General features: G+C 63.3%; 14 protein-coding genes. 9 read left to right on the top strand and 5 right to left on the bottom strand.

Annotation, left to right across the window (positions count from 1 at the left end; genetic code table 11):
• The first annotated feature begins 29 nt into the window (after nt 1-29).
• Genes M3B90_RS04690 through guaB form a run of 3 tightly spaced genes read left to right on the top strand, consistent with a single transcriptional unit; the run spans nt 30 to nt 3,147 of the window.
• The gene (locus tag M3B90_RS04690) at nt 30-1,007 is read left to right on the top strand and encodes a pseudouridine synthase (RefSeq protein ID WP_259888866.1); all 978 of its coding nucleotides are present in this window, start codon (nt 30-32) and stop codon (nt 1,005-1,007) included.
• Nucleotides 1,000-1,641 carry a hypothetical protein gene (locus tag M3B90_RS04685; protein WP_259888865.1) on the top strand — a complete coding sequence of 214 codons (642 nt, stop codon included), beginning with the start codon at nt 1,000-1,002 and terminating at the stop codon, nt 1,639-1,641. The genes M3B90_RS04690 and M3B90_RS04685 overlap by 8 nt, the downstream gene beginning before the upstream one ends.
• Before the next feature lie 9 nt (nt 1,642-1,650).
• On the top strand, nt 1,651-3,147 hold the full coding sequence (gene guaB, locus M3B90_RS04680; protein WP_259888864.1) for an IMP dehydrogenase: 1,497 nt from the start codon (nt 1,651-1,653) through the stop codon (nt 3,145-3,147).
• Between the two features lie 9 nt (nt 3,148-3,156).
• Here guaB and M3B90_RS04675 read toward each other — a convergent pair whose 3' ends face one another.
• On the bottom strand, nt 3,157-6,534 hold the full coding sequence (locus M3B90_RS04675) for an ABC transporter ATP-binding protein/permease (RefSeq protein ID WP_259888863.1): 3,378 nt from the start codon (nt 6,532-6,534) through the stop codon (nt 3,157-3,159).
• Nucleotides 6,535-6,624: 90 nt separating this feature from the next.
• Between M3B90_RS04675 and M3B90_RS04670 the strand changes: the two genes are divergently transcribed.
• Both M3B90_RS04670 and M3B90_RS04665 read left to right on the top strand, forming a co-directional pair.
• Entirely contained in the window at nt 6,625-7,329 is a 705-nt protein-coding gene (locus M3B90_RS04670) for an exonuclease domain-containing protein (protein ID WP_259888862.1), read from the top strand.
• A 10-nt stretch (nt 7,330-7,339) separates the two neighbouring features.
• Complete coding sequence (locus M3B90_RS04665) at nt 7,340-8,452, top strand: GuaB3 family IMP dehydrogenase-related protein (protein ID WP_259888861.1); 1,113 nt, start codon at nt 7,340-7,342, stop codon at nt 8,450-8,452.
• A 62-nt stretch (nt 8,453-8,514) separates the two neighbouring features.
• Here the strand turns inward: M3B90_RS04665 and M3B90_RS04660 are convergent, their stop codons facing one another.
• Together M3B90_RS04660 and pta are read right to left on the bottom strand one after the other, a co-directional pair.
• Nucleotides 8,515-9,711 (bottom strand): acetate/propionate family kinase, encoded by a 1,197-nt coding sequence (locus M3B90_RS04660; protein WP_259888860.1) that lies wholly within the window; start codon nt 9,709-9,711, stop codon nt 8,515-8,517.
• 38 nt (nt 9,712-9,749) lie between these two features.
• A complete protein-coding gene (gene pta / locus M3B90_RS04655) occupies nt 9,750-11,810 on the bottom strand; it encodes a phosphate acetyltransferase (protein ID WP_259888859.1) in 2,061 nt (686 codons plus the stop codon).
• An 82-nt stretch (nt 11,811-11,892) separates the two neighbouring features.
• Here pta and M3B90_RS04650 point away from each other — a divergent pair, with 82 nt between their 5' ends.
• From M3B90_RS04650 to guaA, 3 genes are read left to right on the top strand one after another with little or no spacing between them, the layout of a single operon-like run.
• Nucleotides 11,893-12,744 carry an SURF1 family protein gene (locus M3B90_RS04650; RefSeq protein ID WP_259888858.1) on the top strand — a complete coding sequence of 284 codons (852 nt, stop codon included), beginning with the start codon at nt 11,893-11,895 and terminating at the stop codon, nt 12,742-12,744.
• A gap of 35 nt (nt 12,745-12,779) precedes the next feature.
• On the top strand, nt 12,780-13,160 hold the full coding sequence (locus M3B90_RS04645; RefSeq protein WP_259888857.1) for a DUF3817 domain-containing protein: 381 nt from the start codon (nt 12,780-12,782) through the stop codon (nt 13,158-13,160).
• A 25-nt stretch (nt 13,161-13,185) separates the two neighbouring features.
• Nucleotides 13,186-14,790, top strand: a complete 1,605-nt coding sequence (gene guaA, locus M3B90_RS04640; RefSeq protein WP_259888856.1) for a glutamine-hydrolyzing GMP synthase — start codon at nt 13,186-13,188, stop codon at nt 14,788-14,790.
• A gap of 322 nt (nt 14,791-15,112) precedes the next feature.
• Here the strand turns inward: guaA and M3B90_RS04635 are convergent, their stop codons facing one another.
• Together M3B90_RS04635 and M3B90_RS04630 are read right to left on the bottom strand one after the other, a co-directional pair.
• The gene (locus M3B90_RS04635; protein ID WP_259888855.1) at nt 15,113-16,105 is read right to left on the bottom strand and encodes an N-acetyltransferase; all 993 of its coding nucleotides are present in this window, start codon (nt 16,103-16,105) and stop codon (nt 15,113-15,115) included.
• 50 nt (nt 16,106-16,155) lie between these two features.
• A complete protein-coding gene (locus tag M3B90_RS04630; protein WP_259888854.1) occupies nt 16,156-17,667 on the bottom strand; it encodes an MFS transporter in 1,512 nt (503 codons plus the stop codon).
• Nucleotides 17,668-17,960: 293 nt separating this feature from the next.
• Here M3B90_RS04630 and lysS point away from each other — a divergent pair, with 293 nt between their 5' ends.
• Entirely contained in the window at nt 17,961-19,496 is a 1,536-nt protein-coding gene (gene lysS / locus M3B90_RS04625) for a lysine--tRNA ligase (protein ID WP_396122454.1), read from the top strand.
• The last annotated feature ends 289 nt before the right edge of the window (nt 19,497-19,785 follow it).

Genomic DNA, 19,785 nt, shown 5'->3' with positions numbered 1-19,785 from the left:
GGCCACCGGTTCCTTGGCACAATGGAGCCATGCCTGCCCGCCGTACGAAGCGTTTTGCCCGCCCGCCTTTGCCGCAGAGGGCTGGGCTCGATGCCGTGAGGGTGGTGGCGGCGCCACACGAGGTGGGCCGTCCGGTAGGCGAGGTGCTGCTGGAGCGATTCCCTGCGCTCGGTTCGCCTGAGGCGCGTGACCTCGATGCGCGTTTCGCCGAGGGCGAGGTCGTGGACCAGCATGGCGCCGCGTGGTCAGTCCAGGAGCCGATGACGCGTGCGCGCGAAGTGTTTTTCCACCGGGAGCTCGCGCCGGAACCTTTCGAGCCGGCCGAGATTCCGATCGTGTACGAGGACGAGCATCTGCTTGTGGTCGCGAAGCCGCGCACGATGGCGAGCATTCCGCGCGGCGAGCACATTCGCCGCAGTGCCCTTGTGCGGCTGCGAGTCGCGCATGGGCTTCCCGATCTCTCGCCGATTCACCGGCTCGATAAGCAGACCGGCGGGATCCTCGTGCTCTCGAAGATTCCGCAGGAGCGGGGCGCCTATCAGCAACTATTTTCGCGCGGTGAAGTGCAAAAGCGGTACGTGGCGTGGGTGTCGGGGGAGGGGCCGACGCTTGCCGAACTCGAGCGCGGCCCGATCGAGATCCGCGAACCCATCGCGAAACGGCACGGTGATCTCTGGGCGCACATTGACCCGCATGGGAAAGAGGCGTGGACGAGCGTGCGGATGATGCGGCGTGAGGCGGAGAGCCGTCGGAGTCTCGTGAGCCTGGTACCGCATACGGGCCGCACCCACCAGCTGCGCGTGCACCTTGCACACGTGGGCCTGCCGATTGTGGGGGACGAACTGTATCCCGCGCCCGCGCCCGATCCCGCGACGGGGGAGCGGTCACGACGGGACGTGAGTGAGTCTCTCGCCCTGTGGAGCGTGCTCATGGCGTTCACTGATCCGGTGACGGGCAAGGAGCGTCGGTTCGAGTGGTGGCCGCCGGAGGTGCCGGGAGATGACTGAGCGCATTGAGCCGCGTGTGAAAGGTGGCCGGATCGCGCTCGGCCCGACCTTCGTCGCGCGCCTAGTGCCGTGGCTCAAGTGGGGAGCGCCGCTCCTTGCCACGCTGTTCCTTCCGGTCACGGGCCTGTATGTGGGGCGCATCAGCGGTTGGCCATGGTTTGTGTCGCTCCCGCTCGCGTGGTGTGCGGGCTGGGCCCTGCTCGCGCTGCTCATGCTCGCCGTGCTCGCGTGCGTGCACAGAACTACCTGGTGGGACCCGGTTGCGGGCGAGGTCCGCCGGGGCCGGCAGCATCTTGCGGTCGCGCACGTCCAGGCGGTCGTTCCGGACTTTCGGCCCCAGGGTGTCACGGCGCTGGAGGCGGGGGAGGGGGCCCGACGCTTGCTCATCCCCTATAGCGGCTGGGACGACCGCAGTTACGAGGGAATCGCCGAATTCGAGCGGAGGGTATTCGCGGAGGAGGGGGTATCTCGCCCGCAGTTGCTCGCACGTGACCGAGCCGCGCGAAAGTCCTGGGAGAACCGCGCTCTTGCGAAGAAGTACGGGATGACGTGGCGCGGCGAATTCGAGGATCCGCACGTGTTTCTCGAAGCATTTGATGCGCGCAGGAAGCAACTGGCAAGGAGGCGGCGCTAAGGTTGGATCATGACGAATGATCCCTTCGGTTTTGTCGGCCTTACCTACGACGACGTGCTGCTTCTCCCCGGGGAGACGGACGTCATTCCCAGCGATGTTGATACGACCTCGCGCCTCACGCGCGAGATTAGCTTGAGGGTGCCCCTCGCCTCCGCCGCGATGGATACCGTGACCGAGGCCCGTATGGCGATTGCGATGGCGCGCCTCGGCGGCATTGGCATCCTCCACCGCAACCTTTCGATTGAGGATCAGGCCCACCAGGTCGACCTCGTGAAGCGTACCCAGACCGGTCGCATCCCGAATCCCGTGACCATCGGTCCGGAGGCGACTCTCGAGGACTTCGATGCGACGTGCGGCAACTACCGAGTTTCGGGCCTGCCCGTCGTCGATGAACACGGGAAGCTTCTCGGTATCTGCACGAACCGCGACCTGCGTTTCATTCCCGTTGCCGAGTGGGCGAGCACGAAGGTTGCGGACGTCATGACCCGCGAGGTGTACACGGCACCCACCGACGTGAGCCGCGACGAAGCAACGGCACTGCTGCGCAAGCACAAGCGTGAACGACTTCCCCTCGTCGACGAGAACGGGACGCTCACGGGGCTCATCACCGTCAAGGACTTCGTCAAGAGCGAGCAGTTCCCGAATGCCTCGAAGGACGCCGAGGGGCGCCTGCTGATCGGCGCGGGCGTGGGCTTCTTTGGCGATTCCTACGAGCGCGCCGGAGCGCTGCGCGACGCGGGCGTCGACGTGCTCGTGGTCGACACCGCGAATGGTCACGCGCGCCTCGCCCTCGACATGATTCGCCGACTCAAGGCTGATAAGGCCTTCGAAGGCGTTCAGATCATCGGCGGTAACGTCGCGACCCGCGAAGGTGCCCAGGCCCTGATTGACGCGGGCGTGGATGCCGTCAAGGTTGGCGTGGGCCCGGGCTCGATCTGCACGACTCGCGTTGTCGCGGGCGTTGGCGTCCCGCAGGTCACCGCCATTTATGAAGCCTCGAAGGCATGCAAGAGCGCGGGCGTTCCCCTCATTGGCGATGGTGGCCTGCAGTACTCGGGCGACATCGCGAAGGCTCTCGTTGCTGGCGCCGATACCGTGATGCTCGGCTCGCTCCTGGCGGGCACCGCCGAGTCGCCCGGCGAGGTGATCCTCATGAACGGCAAGCAGTTCAAGAGCTACCGCGGCATGGGCTCGCTCGGCGCGATGGCCTCGCGCGGCAAGAAATCCTTCTCGAAGGACCGCTACTTCCAGGCGGATGTCGAGACTGACGACAAGATCGTGCCCGAGGGCATCGAGGGAACTGTCGCCTACAAGGGCGCGCTCGGCACCGTCGTACACCAGCTGACGGGCGGCCTCGCGCAGTCGATGTTCTACGTGGGCGCCCACACGATCCCCGAGCTCAAGGAGCGCGGCAAGTTCGTGCGCATCACGGCGGCGGGTCTCAAGGAATCGCACCCGCACGATATGGCGCAGATCGTCGAGGCGCCGAACTACCGCGCCCGCTAAAGCCTGGGGCTATTCGGCGCGCAGTGCCTCGACCGGGTCCTGTCGCGCCGCCCTGCCCGAGGGGATCACGCCCGCCAGTACGGTGAGCACCACCGAGATTCCCACGAGGATCACTCCCGCGAGCGGCGGGAGGCTCGCAATGTCCTCGACGTCGAATTTTTGCTCGACGATGATGTTGGCGGGAATGCACAGCAGCAGGGTGACCCCCACGCCCATGAGGCCCGCAAGCAACCCCTCGATCACGGTTTCCGCATTGAACACGTGGCGGACGTCGGCCTTGGAGGCCCCCACCGCGCGCAGGATGCCGATTTCCTTGCGTCGCTCAAGCACGGAAATGTAGGTGATGATCGCGATCATGATCGACGAGACCACGAGCGAGATCGACACGAAGGCGATGAGCATCCACGTGATCACGTTGATAATGCTCGTCACCGAGCTCATGAGCATCCCCACCATGTCGGTGTAGACAATCTCCTTTTTCTTCTCGCCCCGCGCCTTGGCCTGCGCGTTGTAGGAGTCGAGAATGGCCTTGACCTTGTCCTTGTCCTTGAAACTCGCCGGGTAAATATCGACTTGATCGGGACTCGTGCGATCAGCCCAGCCGAGCTTTTCGAGATTGTCCTCGTAACTTGCCGCGCGCGTCGATACCATCGTCGACATGAACGCAGCGAGCTCTTCCTTGTCCATGTTCATCTCGAACGCATCGGCGAATTTCTCCGGATCGACACTCATGGCATTCGCGAAATTCTCGCCCATCGTGGACATCGCGTCATTGATCTGGCGTTCAATCTCGCCCTGGAGTGCGCTCATGTATTCCTGCATCATGGAGCCGATCGCGTTCGTCAAATATCCGCCGATGGCCTGCTGAATTTGGCTTGCGAGGGCGCCGCCTAGCTGGGTGGAGAGCTGCTCGGCGATGGCGCTCGAGAGATCGTTGCTGACCGCGGCGGAAACGTCCTTGAGGGCCGGGTCGTCGCCGAGGGCCTCGAAAAGTTGCTGTTCAAGTAGCGCGCGATCGACCACCTTGTCGGAGTTCGAAATCTCGTCTAGTTTCCCTTTGACCTCGTCGGTCTGCATGTACTCAAGCACGACCTCGGCCGTGTCCCGATCGGGAATCTGGTCGCCGTCGGAATCCGCATGCGCCGCGTAGTACTCCTGAAAGCCCTGGATGAGCGCGCCCGCCTCGCCGCTGAGGTATGCGCCGGCATCGGGCCGGATCACGTCGCCCTCAAGGGCCTTCGCGAGCGCGCCCGGGAGGTCGATATCGGCGAGCTGGGGGTAGCGCGCGGTGAGGCCGGCGAGGTCGAGGTCCTGGGGCTCCACGGTTGGGGGTCCGACGGTTGCCGCGCCCGGGTCGAGGCTCGAAAGATCAAGGTCGCTCATATCGAGTGCGCCCGGATCGAAGCTCGGCGCGGGCATCGAGCTGAGATCGAGACCGCTGAGGTCCATCTGGAGCTTCGACTCGTCGATCTGGAATGCGCCGCGGATCTTCTCCTGGTCGACCGTAAACAGGGAGCTCATGTCGAAGTCGTCGCCCTGATCGTCGTTCTTAAGTTCGTCGAATGTCTTTCCGGTGAAAACGTCGACATCGGGATGCGCCCGCTGCTCGTGGACGATCTCCGACTGGGCAGCTTCGGTGATGACCTGGTCCGTGAGGGCGGGGAGGTAGGAGATACCCTGCTGGAGTGCGCCCATGTCCTCACCTTCGTTCGGGCGCACGATGCCGACGATCGTGAGGCGCTCGCCCTTGTCGATCTTCTCGCGCATGAAATCGGCATCGCCGCTGCGGTCGTTCCACGTGCCGGTGTCGTCGTTGTGGGTGTAGGTCTCGAAGGCGTTGACGCGCGAGAATTCGGTGCCGATGATCTGGTCGTAGGTGTACTCGCCGGGTTTTGTGGAGTTTGTGTCTCGCGAGGTGTCGTCGGAATCTCCCGATGCTCGTCCCGCCCGCGTGTTTTCCATCATCTCGTCGAGTTTCGCGTGGTCCTTAAGGCCGAGTGTGTACTCGTATAGATCGGGCATTCGGCCGTTTTCGTCGAGGACGAGCACGAGTTCGTGCGCGTTTGTCGGCCAGCGGCCGTCGAGGACCCGGTATTTCGAGGTGTAGAGCGCGGTGTTTTCGGGAAGCTGACGGAAAGCGTTCATCGAGAACATTGCGCTCGCGGGACTGAGCGAGAAGCCCCCCGAGTATTGCGAAAACGCCTGTTCCGGGTGAACCTGCACGGGTTTGTCGGTGTCGAGCGCGAAGATTTGAGGTTCGGCCGCATACGAGTATTCGATCGCCTTCACGTAGGAGTTGATTCCTCCTCCGTTGGCGTCGAAATAGTCTTTGAGGGAGGCGAGATCGTTGGTGCTCGTCGAGTTCATGGAGCGCGTGTACATCTCAACGGCGCGCACCGTGTTCGCTTTTTCTTCGCCCTTGGGCTTGGCGTTCGCGAGTCCCGATTCCATCGAGACCCCCGTCTTTTGGATGCTGAGCGGGTAGTTCGCGAGAGCGTTTTCCTCGGTTTTGGCGATGTAGCTGTTGACGCCGTTCGCGAGCGCGAGAATCGCGGCGATACCGATGATGCCGATCGAGCCCGCGAACGAGGTCATGATCGTGCGGCCTTTTTTCGTCATGAGGTTGTTGAAGCTGAGCATGAGTGCCGTGAGCGGCCCCATGCGCGTGTTGCGCGTGGGCTTCGCCGCGCGCGTTTCCTCAAGAGCCGGATCGAACGGGGCGGAATCGCCCACGACCTGCCCGTCGGCGAATTCCACGACGCGCGTGGCGTACTCGTGGGCGAGCTCGGGGTTGTGGGTCACCATGATGACGAGGCGGTCGCTCGCGACCTCCCGAAGGAGGTCCATGACCTGCACGGACGTGGCGGAGTCGAGGGCGCCCGTGGGCTCGTCGGCGAGAAGAATCTCGGGGTCGTTGATGAGAGCGCGTGCAATAGCGACTCGCTGCATTTGCCCGCCGGAAAGCTGGCTCGGCTTCTTGTGCACGTGTTCGCCAAGGCCCACTTTGGCGAGGGCATCGAGGGCGCGTTCGCGGCGCTCGGACCGCCCGACGCCCGAGAGCGTGAGAGCGAGCTCAACGTTCGCAAGGACACTTTGGTGGGGGATGAGGTTGTAGCTCTGGAAAACGAAACCGATGCGGTTGTTGCGGTAGCGATCCCAGTCGCGGTTCTTGAAGTTTTTCGTCGAGATACCGTCGATGACGAGGTCGCCGGAATCGAAGTGGTCGAGGCCGCCAACCACGTTGAGCATCGTGGTTTTGCCAGATCCGGATTGGCCGAGGATCGCGACGAACTCGTTGTCACGAAACGCGACGCTCACGCCGGCAAGCGCGACCTGGGTAAAGGTGCCCGTCGTGTAGGACTTGGTGATGTTGTGCAGTTCGAGCACGGCTCTCCATGGTTGCTCGCGCGGAGGGGGTCTTTCCTCATCCTACGGCCGGCCACGTTTAAATGTCCCACCCCGACGTAGGCTTGTGACATGAGTTGGATTGACGGCCCGATGCTGGGCTTTGATACGGAAACCACCGGCACGGATACCGCGAATGATCGCATCGTGACCGCAGCCCTCGTGTTCTCCACGGGGCCGGGCCGCGAGGGCGAAACTATCGCGACGTGGCTCATCAACCTGGGCGTGGAGATTCCCGAGCAGGCCTCGCGCGTGCACGGCATCTCCACGGAGCACGCGCGCGCCTACGGCATGGAGCCTGCGCCCGCCCTCGAGGAAATAGCGGTGCGCATCGTTGAGTGCCTTGAGCAGGGCGCTCCGATCGTCGCGTTTAACGGCGGCTTCGATCTTTCGATCATCGAAGCGGAGCTGAGCCGCAACGGCCTGCCCACGATCGAGGATCGCCTCGGCCGCGCGATTGCGCCTGTCGTCGATCCGCTCGTGCTCGATCGCGGGCTGGATCGCTACCGCAAGGGCAAGCGCAACCTGTCGACCCTCATGGAGGTGTACGGGATCGAGGAGCCGGAAGGCAATATGCATACGGCAGATGTCGATGTATCCATGACCCTCGATGTTCTGCGCGCCATGGCGAAGAAGCACACGGTCATTGCCGAAAGCGATCTCGCCGAGCTCCACAAGAAGCAAATCGAGCTTCACCGCGCATGGGCCGAAAACTTCATCGACTATCTCAAGCGGCAGGGCAAAACACCAGACGTCAATCCCGTATGGCCTCTGTAGACTGGAAACCGTGCAGAACGAAATCGAAATTGGACGCAATAAGCGAGGCCGTCGCACCTACGGCCTCGACGATGTAGCCGTGGTGCCCTCCCGCCGCACGCGGGATCCGGAGGATGTCTCAACTTCGTGGCAGGTTGATGCCTACCACTTCGACATCCCGATCTTCGCAGCCCCCATGGATTCCGTGATGAGCCCCGAAACGGCGATCCAACTCGGCCAGTTCGGTGGGCTCGGCGTGCTCGATCTCGAGGGCCTGTGGACTCGCTACGAGAACCCCACGCCGCTCCTGGAGGAGATTGCGCGCCTCGACCCGAAGGATGTTCACCACCGCATCCGCGAGATCTACTCGGAGCCGATTAAGCCGGGCCTCATCCGTGAGCGCATCACGCAGCTACGCGAAGCTGGTGTGGTCGCGGCTGGTTCCCTCTCGCCGCAGCGCACGCAGGAACACTGGAAGAGCGTCGTCGATGCGGGCGTCGACATCTTCTTCATCCGCGGCACCACCGTTAGCGCCGAGCACGTCTCGGGCAACCGCGAGCCGCTCAACCTCAAGCGTTTCATCTACGAGCTCGACGTCCCCGTCATCGTGGGCGGCTGCGCAACCTACACCGCGGCCCTCCACCTCATGCGCACGGGCGCGGCGGGCGTTCTCGTGGGCTTCGGTGGCGGCGCGAGCCAAACCACGTGGGAAACCCTCGGTATTTCGGTGCCGCTCGCCTCTGCCGTCGCGGATGTCGCGGCGGCCCGCAGGGACTACATGGACGAATCGGGCGGCCGCTACGTGCACGTGATCGCCGACGGCGGCCTCGGCCGCAGCGGTGACATCGTGAAGGCTATCGCGTGCGGGGCCGACGGTCTCATGGTCGGTGCCGCGCTCGCACGAGCCACGGAAGCCCCCGGCGGCGGCTTCCACTGGGGCAGCGAAGCACACCATCCCACGATGCCGCGCGGGCACCGTGTCGAGGTCGGCCAGGTCGCGTCACTCGAGCAGATCCTGTTCGGCCCCGGCCTTTCTGCCGATGGCACCACGAACCTCGTCGGCGCGCTTCGCCATGCGATGGCGACGACCGGCTACACGGACCTCAAGGAGTTCCAGCGCGTCGAGGTCGTCACGACCCGCTGATACCCTCCACGAAAAATGGGGCTCGCCACTTTCGGCGAGCCCCATTTTCTGTGCGGTAATCGTCAGCCGCGCGCGACCTCGAGGGTCTGCTGCGCGATCGCGAGCTCTTCGTTCGTGGGGTACACAACAACGGTGACCTTCGATTCGGGTGCCGAGATGATCCACGGTTCCTTCTTGCGCTGCGCGTTCGCTTCCGCATCGAGGATGATCCCGAACTCCTCGAGGCCCTCGAGGGCGCTCGAGCGGGCAAGCGAGGCGTTCTCGCCGATGCCCGCGGTGAACGTGATGACATCGAGCCCACCGAGGATGAACGCGTACGCACCCACGTACTTCTTGACGCGGTGAGCCCACATGCCGAGCGTGAGCTTCGCGGCCTCGTCGCCAGCCTCCACGGCGGCGGAGATGTCGCGGAAGTCGCTCATGCCGAGCTGGCCCATGAGACCGGACTTCTTGTTGAGAAGCGTGTCAACCTCGGCGGGATCCATGCCGGCCTGGCGGCTGAGGAGCGCGTACACGGAAGGGTCGATGTCGCCAGAGCGGGTGCCCATGACGAGGCCCTCGAGCGGGGTGAGACCCATCGAGGTATCAACGGGCTTACCGTTCTTGACGGCGGAGGCAGAAGCGCCATTGCCGAGGTGCAGGACGATCTGGCGGAGGTCTTCGCCTTCGCGGCCGAGGAAGCCCGGCACGCGAGAGGAAATGAACTCGTGGGAGGTGCCGTGCGCGCCGTAGCGGCGAATCTTGTACTGCTCGGCGACCTCCTTGTTGATCGCATACGTGTATGCCTCGGGCGGAAGCTGCGTGAAGAACGACGTGTCGAAGACGACGACGTGGGGAAGGTTCGGCAGGAGCGCGCGTGCACCGTTGATGCCGTCCACCGCCGCGTAATTGTGCAGGGGAGCGAGGGCACCGAGTTCGTGGATCTGGTCGCGGACCTCGTCAGTGACGAGGGTGGCTTCAGGGAACACCGCGCCGCCCTGGACAACGCGGTGGCCAACGGCGCTCACGGTCTCCTCGGTCAGCTCAACGCCAACCTTCGCGAAGAGCTCCTCGACGACCTGCATGCCCTTGACGTGATCGGGGATCGAGCCCTCCCATGTTTCTTCCTTGTCTCCGGCCTCGATCGACGCGTTGCCCGTGGGCAGCGTGATGCGCTCGACGATGCCGGACGCGGTCACGTGATTCGAGGTCGGGTCGATGAGCTGGAATTTAATCGAACTCGAACCCGAGTTGATCACGAGAACGTTGCTGTTGGTCACGGTTTCTCCGTTCGTAGTCAGGTGGGGCGTCTCGCCCGTCAGTTCTGGTTCTGCGCCTGGATCGCGGTGATCACGACGGTATTGATGATGTCCTCGACGAGCGCGCCGCGCGAAAGGTCGTTCACGGGCTTGTTGAGTCCCTGGAGAACGGGGCCGATCGCGATCGCTCCGGCGGAGCGCTGCACTGCCTTGTACGTGTTGTTACCCGTGTTGAGGTCGGGGAACACGAACACGGTCGCGCGTCCTGCGACTGCCGAATCGGGAAGCTTGGTCTTCGCGACTGAGGCGTCCACGGCGGCGTCGTACTGGATCGGGCCCTCGACGTTCAGGTCGGGGTGGTTCTCCTTCACGAGCGCGGTCGCTTCGCGAACCTTGTCGACGTCGGCCCCCGAACCGCTCGTGCCCGTCGAGTACGAGAGCATCGCAATCCGCGGATCCACGCCGAACTGCTCTGCCGTTGCGGCGGACTGAGCGGCGATGTCGGCGAGCTGCTCGGCTGTAGGGTCGGGGTTCACTGCGCAGTCGCCGTACACGAAGACGCGATCCTCGAGCGCCATGAGGAACACGGAGGAGACGACCTTCGCGCCCGGCTTCGTCTTGATGATCTGAAGCGCGGGGCGGATCGTGTGGGCGGTCGAATTGACGGCGCCCGAGACCATGCCATCGGCATAGCCCAAATGGACCATCATCGTGCCGAAGTAGGAGACGTCCTGGACGGTGTCTCGCGCCTGGTCGAGGGTCACGCCCTTCTTTGCGCGAAGACGTGCAAACTCTTCGGCAAACTTCTCGACGAGCTCTTCATCGTGCGGGGACACGATGCGGGCTTCGGCGATGTCGTGGCCGAGCTGTGCAGCCTTCTGGCGGATCGCAGTTTCGTCTCCCAGCAGCACGAGGTTTGCAACGCCGCGGCTGAGGATCGCCTCGGCGGCTGCGATGATGCGCGGTTCATCGCCCTCGGGAAGCACGATCGTCTTCTTTTCGCCTTGCGCGCGGGCAATCAGGTCGAACTGGAACATCATCGGTGTCACAACGTCGCTCTTTGCGAGGTTGAGTGCCGAAATGAGGTCGGTCATCGCAAAATTTTCGGTGACGAGGCGGCGGGCCGCATCGATCTTTTGCGGCGTCGAGGTGAGTTTGCCGTCGATGTTGCTCGCGGCAACGGCGGCCTCGAAGGTGTTTTCCTCTGTCACGATGATCGGCAGGTCGCCCGTGCCGAGGGCCTTGATCTCCTCGGGAAGGTCGTAACCGCCCGTGAGCACGAGCGAGCTGAGCGACGGGAACGTGCCCGACTGCTGCGACATGAGGATGCCCTGGATAAGATCGTGCCGGTCTCCGGGGGCGATCACTGTGCTCGACTCGTGGAGGTTCTTGAGCACATTCGGCAGCCCCATCGCGGCCACGACGATGTCGAGCGCAACGCGCTCGAGAAGTTCAGGCGCCCCCTGGACGACAGTGCCGTTTACGGCGTCCTTGATGGCGTTCACGCTCGGCGAGTACACGATGTCCGATTCGGGAAGGGCAGCGGTGATCACGCCTTCCGGAAGAACCTTCGCGATCTCTTCGCGGGTTGCGGGCAGCTCCTCGTCCGTGGCGCGGTTGATGACGACGGCGACGGGGGTCGCGTGGTTCTGGGCGAACTCGTGGAAGGCGATCTGGGCGACCGTCGCGGCCTGCTGCGGATCGCGGCGGCGTGCGCTGACGACCAGCACAACCGGCGCGCCGATATTCGCGGCCACGGAAGCGTTGAAGGCGAGCTCGGTGGGGTTTGCGAGACCGTTGTAATCGGAACCGAGAACGAGCACCGCTTGGTACTTCTCGTGCAGCTCCTGGTAGCGGCGCATGATCTCTTCCTGCGCCTTCTCAGGATTGGAGTTCACGAGGTCGTAGGTGACGCCGAGTGCTTCGTCGTAGCCCTGGCTAATGCCCGGGTGCGAAGTAAGGAGTTCAACGGCGGAGTCACGCTCGTGGCGCGAATCGATGATCGGCCGGAACACGGCGACGTTCTCTGACGTAGCGATGAGGGCTTCAAGGAGGCCGAGGGCAACGGTGGATTTGCCGGAGCGTCCTTCTGACGAGGTTACATACACACTGTGAGACACGTTTTCTAGGATAGGGCGAGCAGTTGGATGCTGCCCGGGAACCGAGGGCCCACTCGCTCAATCTCACGCCTACACTTAAGGAATGCTTCGCGTCGCTCTCCGCCCCAAGTTCCTGGGCCTACTCGCCCTCATGGCAACAGCGACCCTTGTGTGCGGTCTCCTCGCGAACTGGCAGTTCGAGCGAGCAACGCGAGCCCTCGACGCCCGCGACGAAACGCAATCCGCCGCGCCCGTCCCGATCGAGGAGCTCATGGACGCGCACGCACCCGTCACAAACGCGGTCCAGGGGCGCCTCGCGTCATTCACGGGGGAGTTCGTGCCCTCGGAGCAAGTGCTCGTGCCCGGCCGCGAGATCGACGGCCACGAGGCCGCCGTCGTTGTCACAAACGCGCGCATCACTCAAGGGCCGCTTCGCGGCACATCCATCCCCGTCGCGCGCGGTTACACGACCGCCCCCTCGAGCGAATGGGACTCCCTTCCCGAGCCGCCCACCGGCTCGCACGAAATAGTCGTGCGCCTCGAGGCTTCCGAGGAGGCGAGCGGCACCGTGCGCCGCGAGGGCGACGGGGGCGTGGCGACCGTCGGAACGCTTTCCTCCACCCTGCTCGTGAACGTGTGGGAGGGTCCCATGCTCGCCGGGTACGGGGCCCTCACGAACGAGGCGCGTCAGTACATGGCCGGGCCAGGGGAGTCCGACGGTGCGAGCGCAACCGCTGCGGATGCGTGGCGTGACCTCGGGCCGCTTCCCGCCGCACAGTCGAGCTTCACGAGTGGCCTCAACCTCCAAAACTTCGGATACATGCTCCAGTGGATCCTCTTCGGCGTGTTTTTCCTCTACATCTGGTGGCGAAGCGTGCGCTCCACCTACCTTGATGAGCAGGCTGAGCGTAGGCTCGAACTCGAATCGCGGCTCGCCGGCGAAAGCTCGGATTAGCCGCTACCGCCCCGACCATGCCGCAAGGAGGCCCCGTGGCTCGCAAGCCGCTCAATGACACTCAAATCCGCACGTCGATGGCCCGCTTCCGGGTCGCCTCGATCGTGGAAGGTATCGCCCTGCTCGTGCTCGTCGCGATCATGATCATGCGCTACCTCGTGTACGGGGGCCAGAGCGATCTGTGGGCGACGATTTCAAAGACGTGGAGCCCCATCCACGGCCTCATCTACATGATTTACGTCGTGCTCGCCTTCGACCTGTGGAGCAAAATGCGCTGGGGCCTCGAGCGGATGCTCCTGCTCATGTTCTTCGGCGTGATCCCCGTGCTGAGCTTCTTCGGCGAACGCTGGACTCACGCAAAAGTCGAGCGCGATCTCGCCGAGCGCCCCACACTCGGCGATGCGGCGGACCGGTAGTGCGCCCATTAGGATGGAGAGCGTGATGAACGACAACCAGCTCAGCACCCAGCAAGATCCGGTCCTCGTCGTCGATTTTGGTGCACAGTACGCGCAGCTCATTGCGCGCCGGGTTCGCGAAGCGAACATTTACTCCGAGGTCGTCCCGAACTCGATGAGCGCGAGCGAAATTCTCGCGAAGAATCCCAAAGGGCTCATCCTCTCCGGCGGTCCCAGCTCCGTGTATGCCGACGGCGCCCCGAAACTTGACCCCGCGCTCCTCGAGGCGGGTATTCCGGTACTCGGCCTGTGCTACGGCTTCCAGGCAATCGCGCAGGCCCTCGGCGGCACGGTCGCCCCCACGGGCACTCGCGAGTACGGCGCGACCCTGCTCACTGAAATCCAGGGCGATTCCGTTCTGCTTGCCGATCAAGACCTCAACCAGAACGTGTGGATGAGCCACGGCGACAGCGTTCACGAAGCCCCCGAAGGCTTCGACGTGATCGCCGTTTCGGCGGGCTCGCCCGTTGCCGCATTCGAGAATCGCGAACGGCGGATCTTCGGCGTCCAGTGGCACCCCGAAGTCAAGCACTCCGAACGCGGCCAAGAAATCCTCGAGAACTTCCTCTACCGCGGCGCCGGCATCAAGCCCGAATGGACGATGTCCAACGTCATCGACGAACAGGTCGAGCTGATCCGCGCCCAGATCGGTGAAGACGGAACCGCGATCTGCGCCCTGAGCGGCGGCGTCGACTCCGCCGTTGCCGCTGCGCTCGTCCAGCGTGCGATCGGCGATCGCCTCACGTGCGTGTACGTCAACCACGGCCTCATGCGCCTTCGCGAATCCGAAGAAATTGAGCGCGCCTTCAGCGGCTCAACGGGCGGCGCAAAGCTTGTCGTGGTCGATGCCGAGGAGCGCTTCCTCACCGCGCTCGCGGGCGTCACCGACCCCGAGCAAAAACGCAAGATCATCGGCCGTGAGTTCATCCGTGTATTCGAGCAGGCGCAGGAAGACATTCTGCGCGAGCAGGGTGTTGTTGACGGCGACCAGGCTCGCCGCAAAGCCTTCCTCGTGCAGGGCACCCTGTACCCGGACATCGTTGAGTCCGGTGGCGGCGATGGTGCCTCCAACATCAAGAGCCACCACAACGTCGGTGGGCTTCCTGACGATTTGACCTTCGAACTTGTGGAGCCGCTTCGCCAGCTTTTCAAGGATGAGGTGCGCACCGTCGGCACCCAGCTTGGCCTGCCCGACGAAATCGTGTGGCGCCAGCCGTTCCCCGGCCCGGGCCTCGGCATTCGCATCATCGGCGAGATCACGAAGGAGCGACTCGACACGCTCCGCGCCGCCGACGCTATCGCCCGCGAAGAGATGACCCTCGCTGGCCTCGACCGCGACATTTGGCAGTGCCCCGTCGTGCTCCTCGCCGACGTGCGCTCCGTTGGCGTGCAGGGCGATCACCGCACCTACGGCCACCCAATCGTGCTGCGCCCCGTGACGTCGGACGATGCTATGACCGCCGATTGGGCGAAGGTCCCCTACGACGTGCTCTCGAAGATCTCGACGCGCATCACGAATGAGGTCGAGGACATCAACCGCGTGACCCTCGACGTGACGAGCAAGCCGCCGGGCACGATCGAGTGGGAGTGACCCCCGAGGTGTGAGGTGCGGGCCCGTTCCCCTGTGGGAGCGGGCCCGTTTTCGTTGTGCGAGGCTCACTCCTGAGACCCGTTCTGGTTGCGGCGGCCCATTGCGGCTATCGAGGAGCCATTCCCTTGGGGCGGTAGTTCTATGTGCTGTCCAGTACCAATCGGGTACACGGCATTCAGGGTGTAGAAAAGAGGCCAGGCAACGTCGAGACGGGCCCATGACGTTGTTTTTCTACACCTTGAAATCAACTGGTCGGGGTGGGGTGGGGCGGGGTGGGGCGGGAGGGGAGTCGCGGAGGTCGAGCCCCCGGTGGGGCGCGAGATTAGAGGGCGATTTCCTTGTGCCATGTCTCCTTGCGAAAGTCTGGGCGCCACTTCATCTTCTCGTAGGCAAGGTTCGCGCCCGTCGGAGAATCGGCATCGACGAAAAGCTCGCCCCTCGTGAAACCATGCTCGGTGGCAAGCGCATAGAACGCCTCAAGCAAAGCATGCGCCGCGCCCTTGCCGCGCCCTTCGCGCGTCACGCCGAGATATTCAACGTGGGCCGTTTTCGACTCGGGTAACCACGACGTCATGAGCGTGCCAATCACGGTTGGCTCCGAGCCGTTTTCGGGGTGCAGTTCCGCCAGAAGGTCGCGATCCCAACGGTGGTGCGCGTATAAATCGGTGCGCTCGCACCACTCGTCGAAGCTCTCTTCAAAGTGGTTGAAGTGGTCCTCGAATGCGTGCTCGAGTGCCAGGTGTGCAGCGCGCCGATCATCGATGTTGGCGAGGGTGCGTACGCGCACATTCGGAGCCACGTGGGGAGCCAGGGAAGCGTCGGACTCTCGCTGCTTGATTTCCCGCATGCGCGCGGCGATGTCCTGGTCCATGACCACCCAGCTGCGGGCCTTTGCATAGCCGGCGTCAGTGAGAGCCTCCGCGCGGATGCTATCCGAAGGGCCAACCTCGGTGACGATCACGAAGCCGTGCTCTCCGCGCTTCTCGCCGAGAGCCCGGGCCTGCTTCTCGATCCACTCGAGGCAGCGGGCAGCGTGAGCAATGTAGAGCTCGTCGCCGCGGCGCACGGCCCATTTCGCATCGATGCGGCCGCGCGCGTGATCGTGCACCATCGCGAAGGCAACGACGGGCGCTGCGGGCTCACCGTCGATGCCGCGGTGCTCGCGAATCACCATCGCAGGGTGCCCCGCCTCGATCGTGTTGATGAGGTCGGTGCCGTCGAAGGATACGGATGGATCGGAGGCACGCAAGAGATCCCGGGCAATCACGGCGATGGCGGGGTAGTCGGCTGGAGTAGGAGTATCGACGATAGCCATGGCCAAAGTCTAGAGCGGGGACCTGCGCAAAATCTGTGTTGAAAAGTCCATTATTGCAGGTCAGGAGACTCCTGAGGAGGTTTTGCGCCGAGCTTGTCCTGAAGCTTCAAGTGGAGTTCGGCGCGCATGCCGCGTAGCGCGATGATGGCCGCGGCAAAGGCCGCGATGCCCGCGAGGTACATGGCTGCATTTTGGCCATCCACGAACGACGCCTTTGCGAGACTCCACGCCAAATCAGGGTTCGTCGAATTTCCCGGCTCGGCAAGTATCGAGGCAGAGCCGATCGTCTGTTTTGCCTCCTCGAGCACCTGATCCGAGATCTCGAGGCCGGCTTCGCGCGAGGACAGTGAGAGCCGATACGCGAGCATCCCTACGCCGCCGAGCACCGCCGTGCCGAGCGCGCCACCGAGTTCATACGCCGTTTCCGAAATCGCCGAAACCGAGCCGGCTTCTTTATCCGGCGCTGATGACAAAATCGTGTCGTTCGTGAGCGGCTCCGAAAACCCGATCCCGAGCCCGATGAGGAATGTACACAGGAAGTAGAAGAACGGGTTGAACTCGACGGTCACGAGAAGCGGCACCGTGAGGCAACCCACCGCGCACGTGACTAAACCAAGCGCCACGAGCTTATTTGAACGGACCTTGCGCGCGAAGATCGGTGAGATGAGCGCACCGAGAATTGTCGCGACAACCATGGGCAGTGCCCACATGCCAGCCTCGATTGGCGAAAGTCCAGACACCACCATGAGGTATTGCGGGAAGAAGAAAAGCGTGCCAATCGTGATGAAATACGCGATGCCATTAATGACCGTGGCCGAACGGAACGTCGGCTCTGCCACGACGTCCACGTCGAGGATGGGGTTCTCCACGACGTACTGGCGGCGCCAGAAGAGCGCGAGACCTAAAGCTCCCGCGAGCAGGAGGCCCACTTGCCAGATCGCGAAGTGGTCGATAAGAAGTTTGAAGCTCAGCACGAGTGCGAAGATTGAGAAAATCAAGAGGACGGGGGAGACGAGGTCGATTCTTCCGACCTCCTCGCGATCCGACTCAGGAACGTAGAGCTTCGCTAGTACTACGAAGACGATCACGATCGGCACGTTGATGAAGAACACGTACCGCCAGTTCGCGACCTCGAGAAGAATGCCGCCGAGCAGTGGGCCGATGGCGCTACCGCTCGAGAACGCCGCCGACCACAGTGCGAGCGCGAGGCGCCTTTCCGAGCGCTTGGTGAAGATATGGCGGATCATGCCGAGAGTTGACGGCATGAGGGTTGCCCCACCGAGCCCCTGGAGGGAGCGCCCGATAATGAGCATGACGGCCGACGTGCTGAAGCCCGACATGATCGAGGCTGCACCAAACAGGGCGGAGCCCCACATCAATAAACGCAATCGACCGAAGCTGTCACCAAACTTGCCCATCAGAATGAGCAGGCACGCAAGCACAAACGAGTAGGAATCGACGATCCATAGAAGCTCGTTAGCCGACGGATGGAGATCCTGCGAGATGCCCGGGAGCGAGATGCTCAAAACCGTGACATCGATGCTGATGAGGAAAACTGGCAACAGAACGACAGCTAGGGCACCCCAGCGCGCTCTCCACGACATTTCTATACACCGTCTTAAATCTTTAGTTTATGGATTCAGTATATCCGAACGGGTGACCGGGTGGCCCGTAGATGTGGGGAACGTCGTTTCATCAGCGAGCGTCGGACCCCTCACCGCGCCTTTTTCACGCCTCGTTCCACACCCCGGCAGGCCCGCCGCCCTCGCAGCGCTGGTGATAAAATTGAGGCGCTCACCGGTCGCATAAACCCGGTGAAAAGCGACTCTGAAAACGCAGTACACGTGAAAAGGAAATGATCGTTGTGCCTGAACTGAATGGTGGCCACACAGACGAGGCTCAGATGCCTAGCTCGGATCAGCGTGCGGTTCGAATGCGCAAGCGGTCCGAGATGCTTGAGGGCGGTTCCCGCCACCCCTATCCGGTAGGTGTGGAGCTCACGACCACGATTCCCGAGGTCGTCAAGGAGTTTAGTGGTCTCGAGGCCGGTGAAATGACGGATCGAGTCGTTGGTCTCGCAGGCCGCGTCATCCACATTCGTGAAACCGGAAAGCTCATCTTCGTCGCTCTTCAGGCTGGCGACCACACTCGCCTGCAGGCCATGCTGAATTTCAAGGCTATCGGCGAAGAAGCCTTCAACGACTTCCGTTCCCTCGTGGATATCGGTGACCACCTCTTCGTGCACGGCACTATCGGCACATCGCGTCGCGGCGAACTTTCCGTGTTCGCCGATCGCTGGGAGATGGCTTCCAAGGCTGTTCGCCCGCTTCCGAACCTCCACGGTGACCTGAGTGAAGAGGTTCGCGTGCGCCGCCGCTACGTCGACCTCATCACGAACCCCGAGGCGCAGCGCATCGCGCGCCTTCGCATGCGCGTTCTGCAGTCGATCCGCGAGACCCTTCACGGCCACGACTTCCTTGAAGCCGAGACCCCGATGCTCCAGACGATCCCCTCGGGTGCCTCGGCGCGCCCCTTCTCGACGCACATGAATGCGTTCGACATGGAGCTCTACCTGCGCATCGCCCCCGAGCTGTTCCTCAAGCGCGCCGTCGTGGGTGGTCTCGACCGCGTGTTTGAGATCAACCGCAACTTCCGCAACGAAGGCGCTGATTCGACCCACTCGCCCGAGTTCACGATGCTCGAGTGCTACCAGTCGTACTCCGACTACAACGGCATGGCTGAACTCGCTCGCGAGATCATCCAGAACGCCGCGATCGCCGCGACCGGCTCGACTCTCGTCACGCTTGCCGATGGCACCGAGTTTGACCTCGGTGGCGAATGGAAGCGCATCGACCTCTACGAGAGCCTTTCCACTCACGCCGGCGAAGAGATCACGCCTGAAACGTCCGTCGAGCATCTTCGCGAACTCGCGCGCAAGTTCGAAGTCGAGGTTGATGAAGAAAAGCTCGGCCACGGCAAGCTCGTCGAAGAGATCTGGGAGCACCTCGTTCCCGATGAAGAGCTCTACGCGCCCGTGTTCGTCATGAACTATCCGGTCGAAACGAGCCCGCTCACACGCGACCACCGCGAGCGTGAAGGCGTCGTCGAGAAGTGGGACCTCTACATTCGCGGTTCGGAAATTGGCACCGCCTACTCCGAGCTCGCCGACCCGGTCATCCAGCGTGAGCGCTTCGTGCAGCAGGCACAGCTCGCCGCCGGTGGCGATGAAGACGCGATGCGTTACGACGAAGACTTCTGCGATGCCATGGAGTACGGCTTCCCGCCGTCGGGTGGCATGGGCATGGGCATCGACCGCGTGCTGCAGACCATCACCGGTCTCGGTATCCGTGACACGATCCTCTTCCCGCTCGTGAAGCCGATCGCGGAGTAAACACCGCGCTTGAGCGTAAGGCAAGCGGCCGTTCCTGTCGGGGCGGCCGCTTTTGCTATGCCTTAAAGGGGGGGCAGGGTCAGAGTTAGGGGAAGGAGAAAAGGGGGTAGGGGTAGGGGGTGCGCCTTGGCTGCCTGGGCTGAGGGTGGAGAAGACTGCAGGGGTATGCCACAAATCGAGGTCATCACGGCGTTTTTCTTCACCCTCAAGAATTGGGGTCCGACGGTTGCCGGGCGAGCGTCGGATCCTTCTGCGCCAAGCGTGCACCTGCCCACGAGGGGTACGGTTC

The organism is Dermabacter sp. p3-SID358 (assembly GCF_025147465.1).
Taxonomy (GTDB): Bacteria; Actinomycetota; Actinomycetes; order Actinomycetales; family Dermabacteraceae; genus Dermabacter.
Note: the sequence above shows the minus strand (reverse complement) of the source record. Positions and strands in the feature narration are given on the sequence as shown.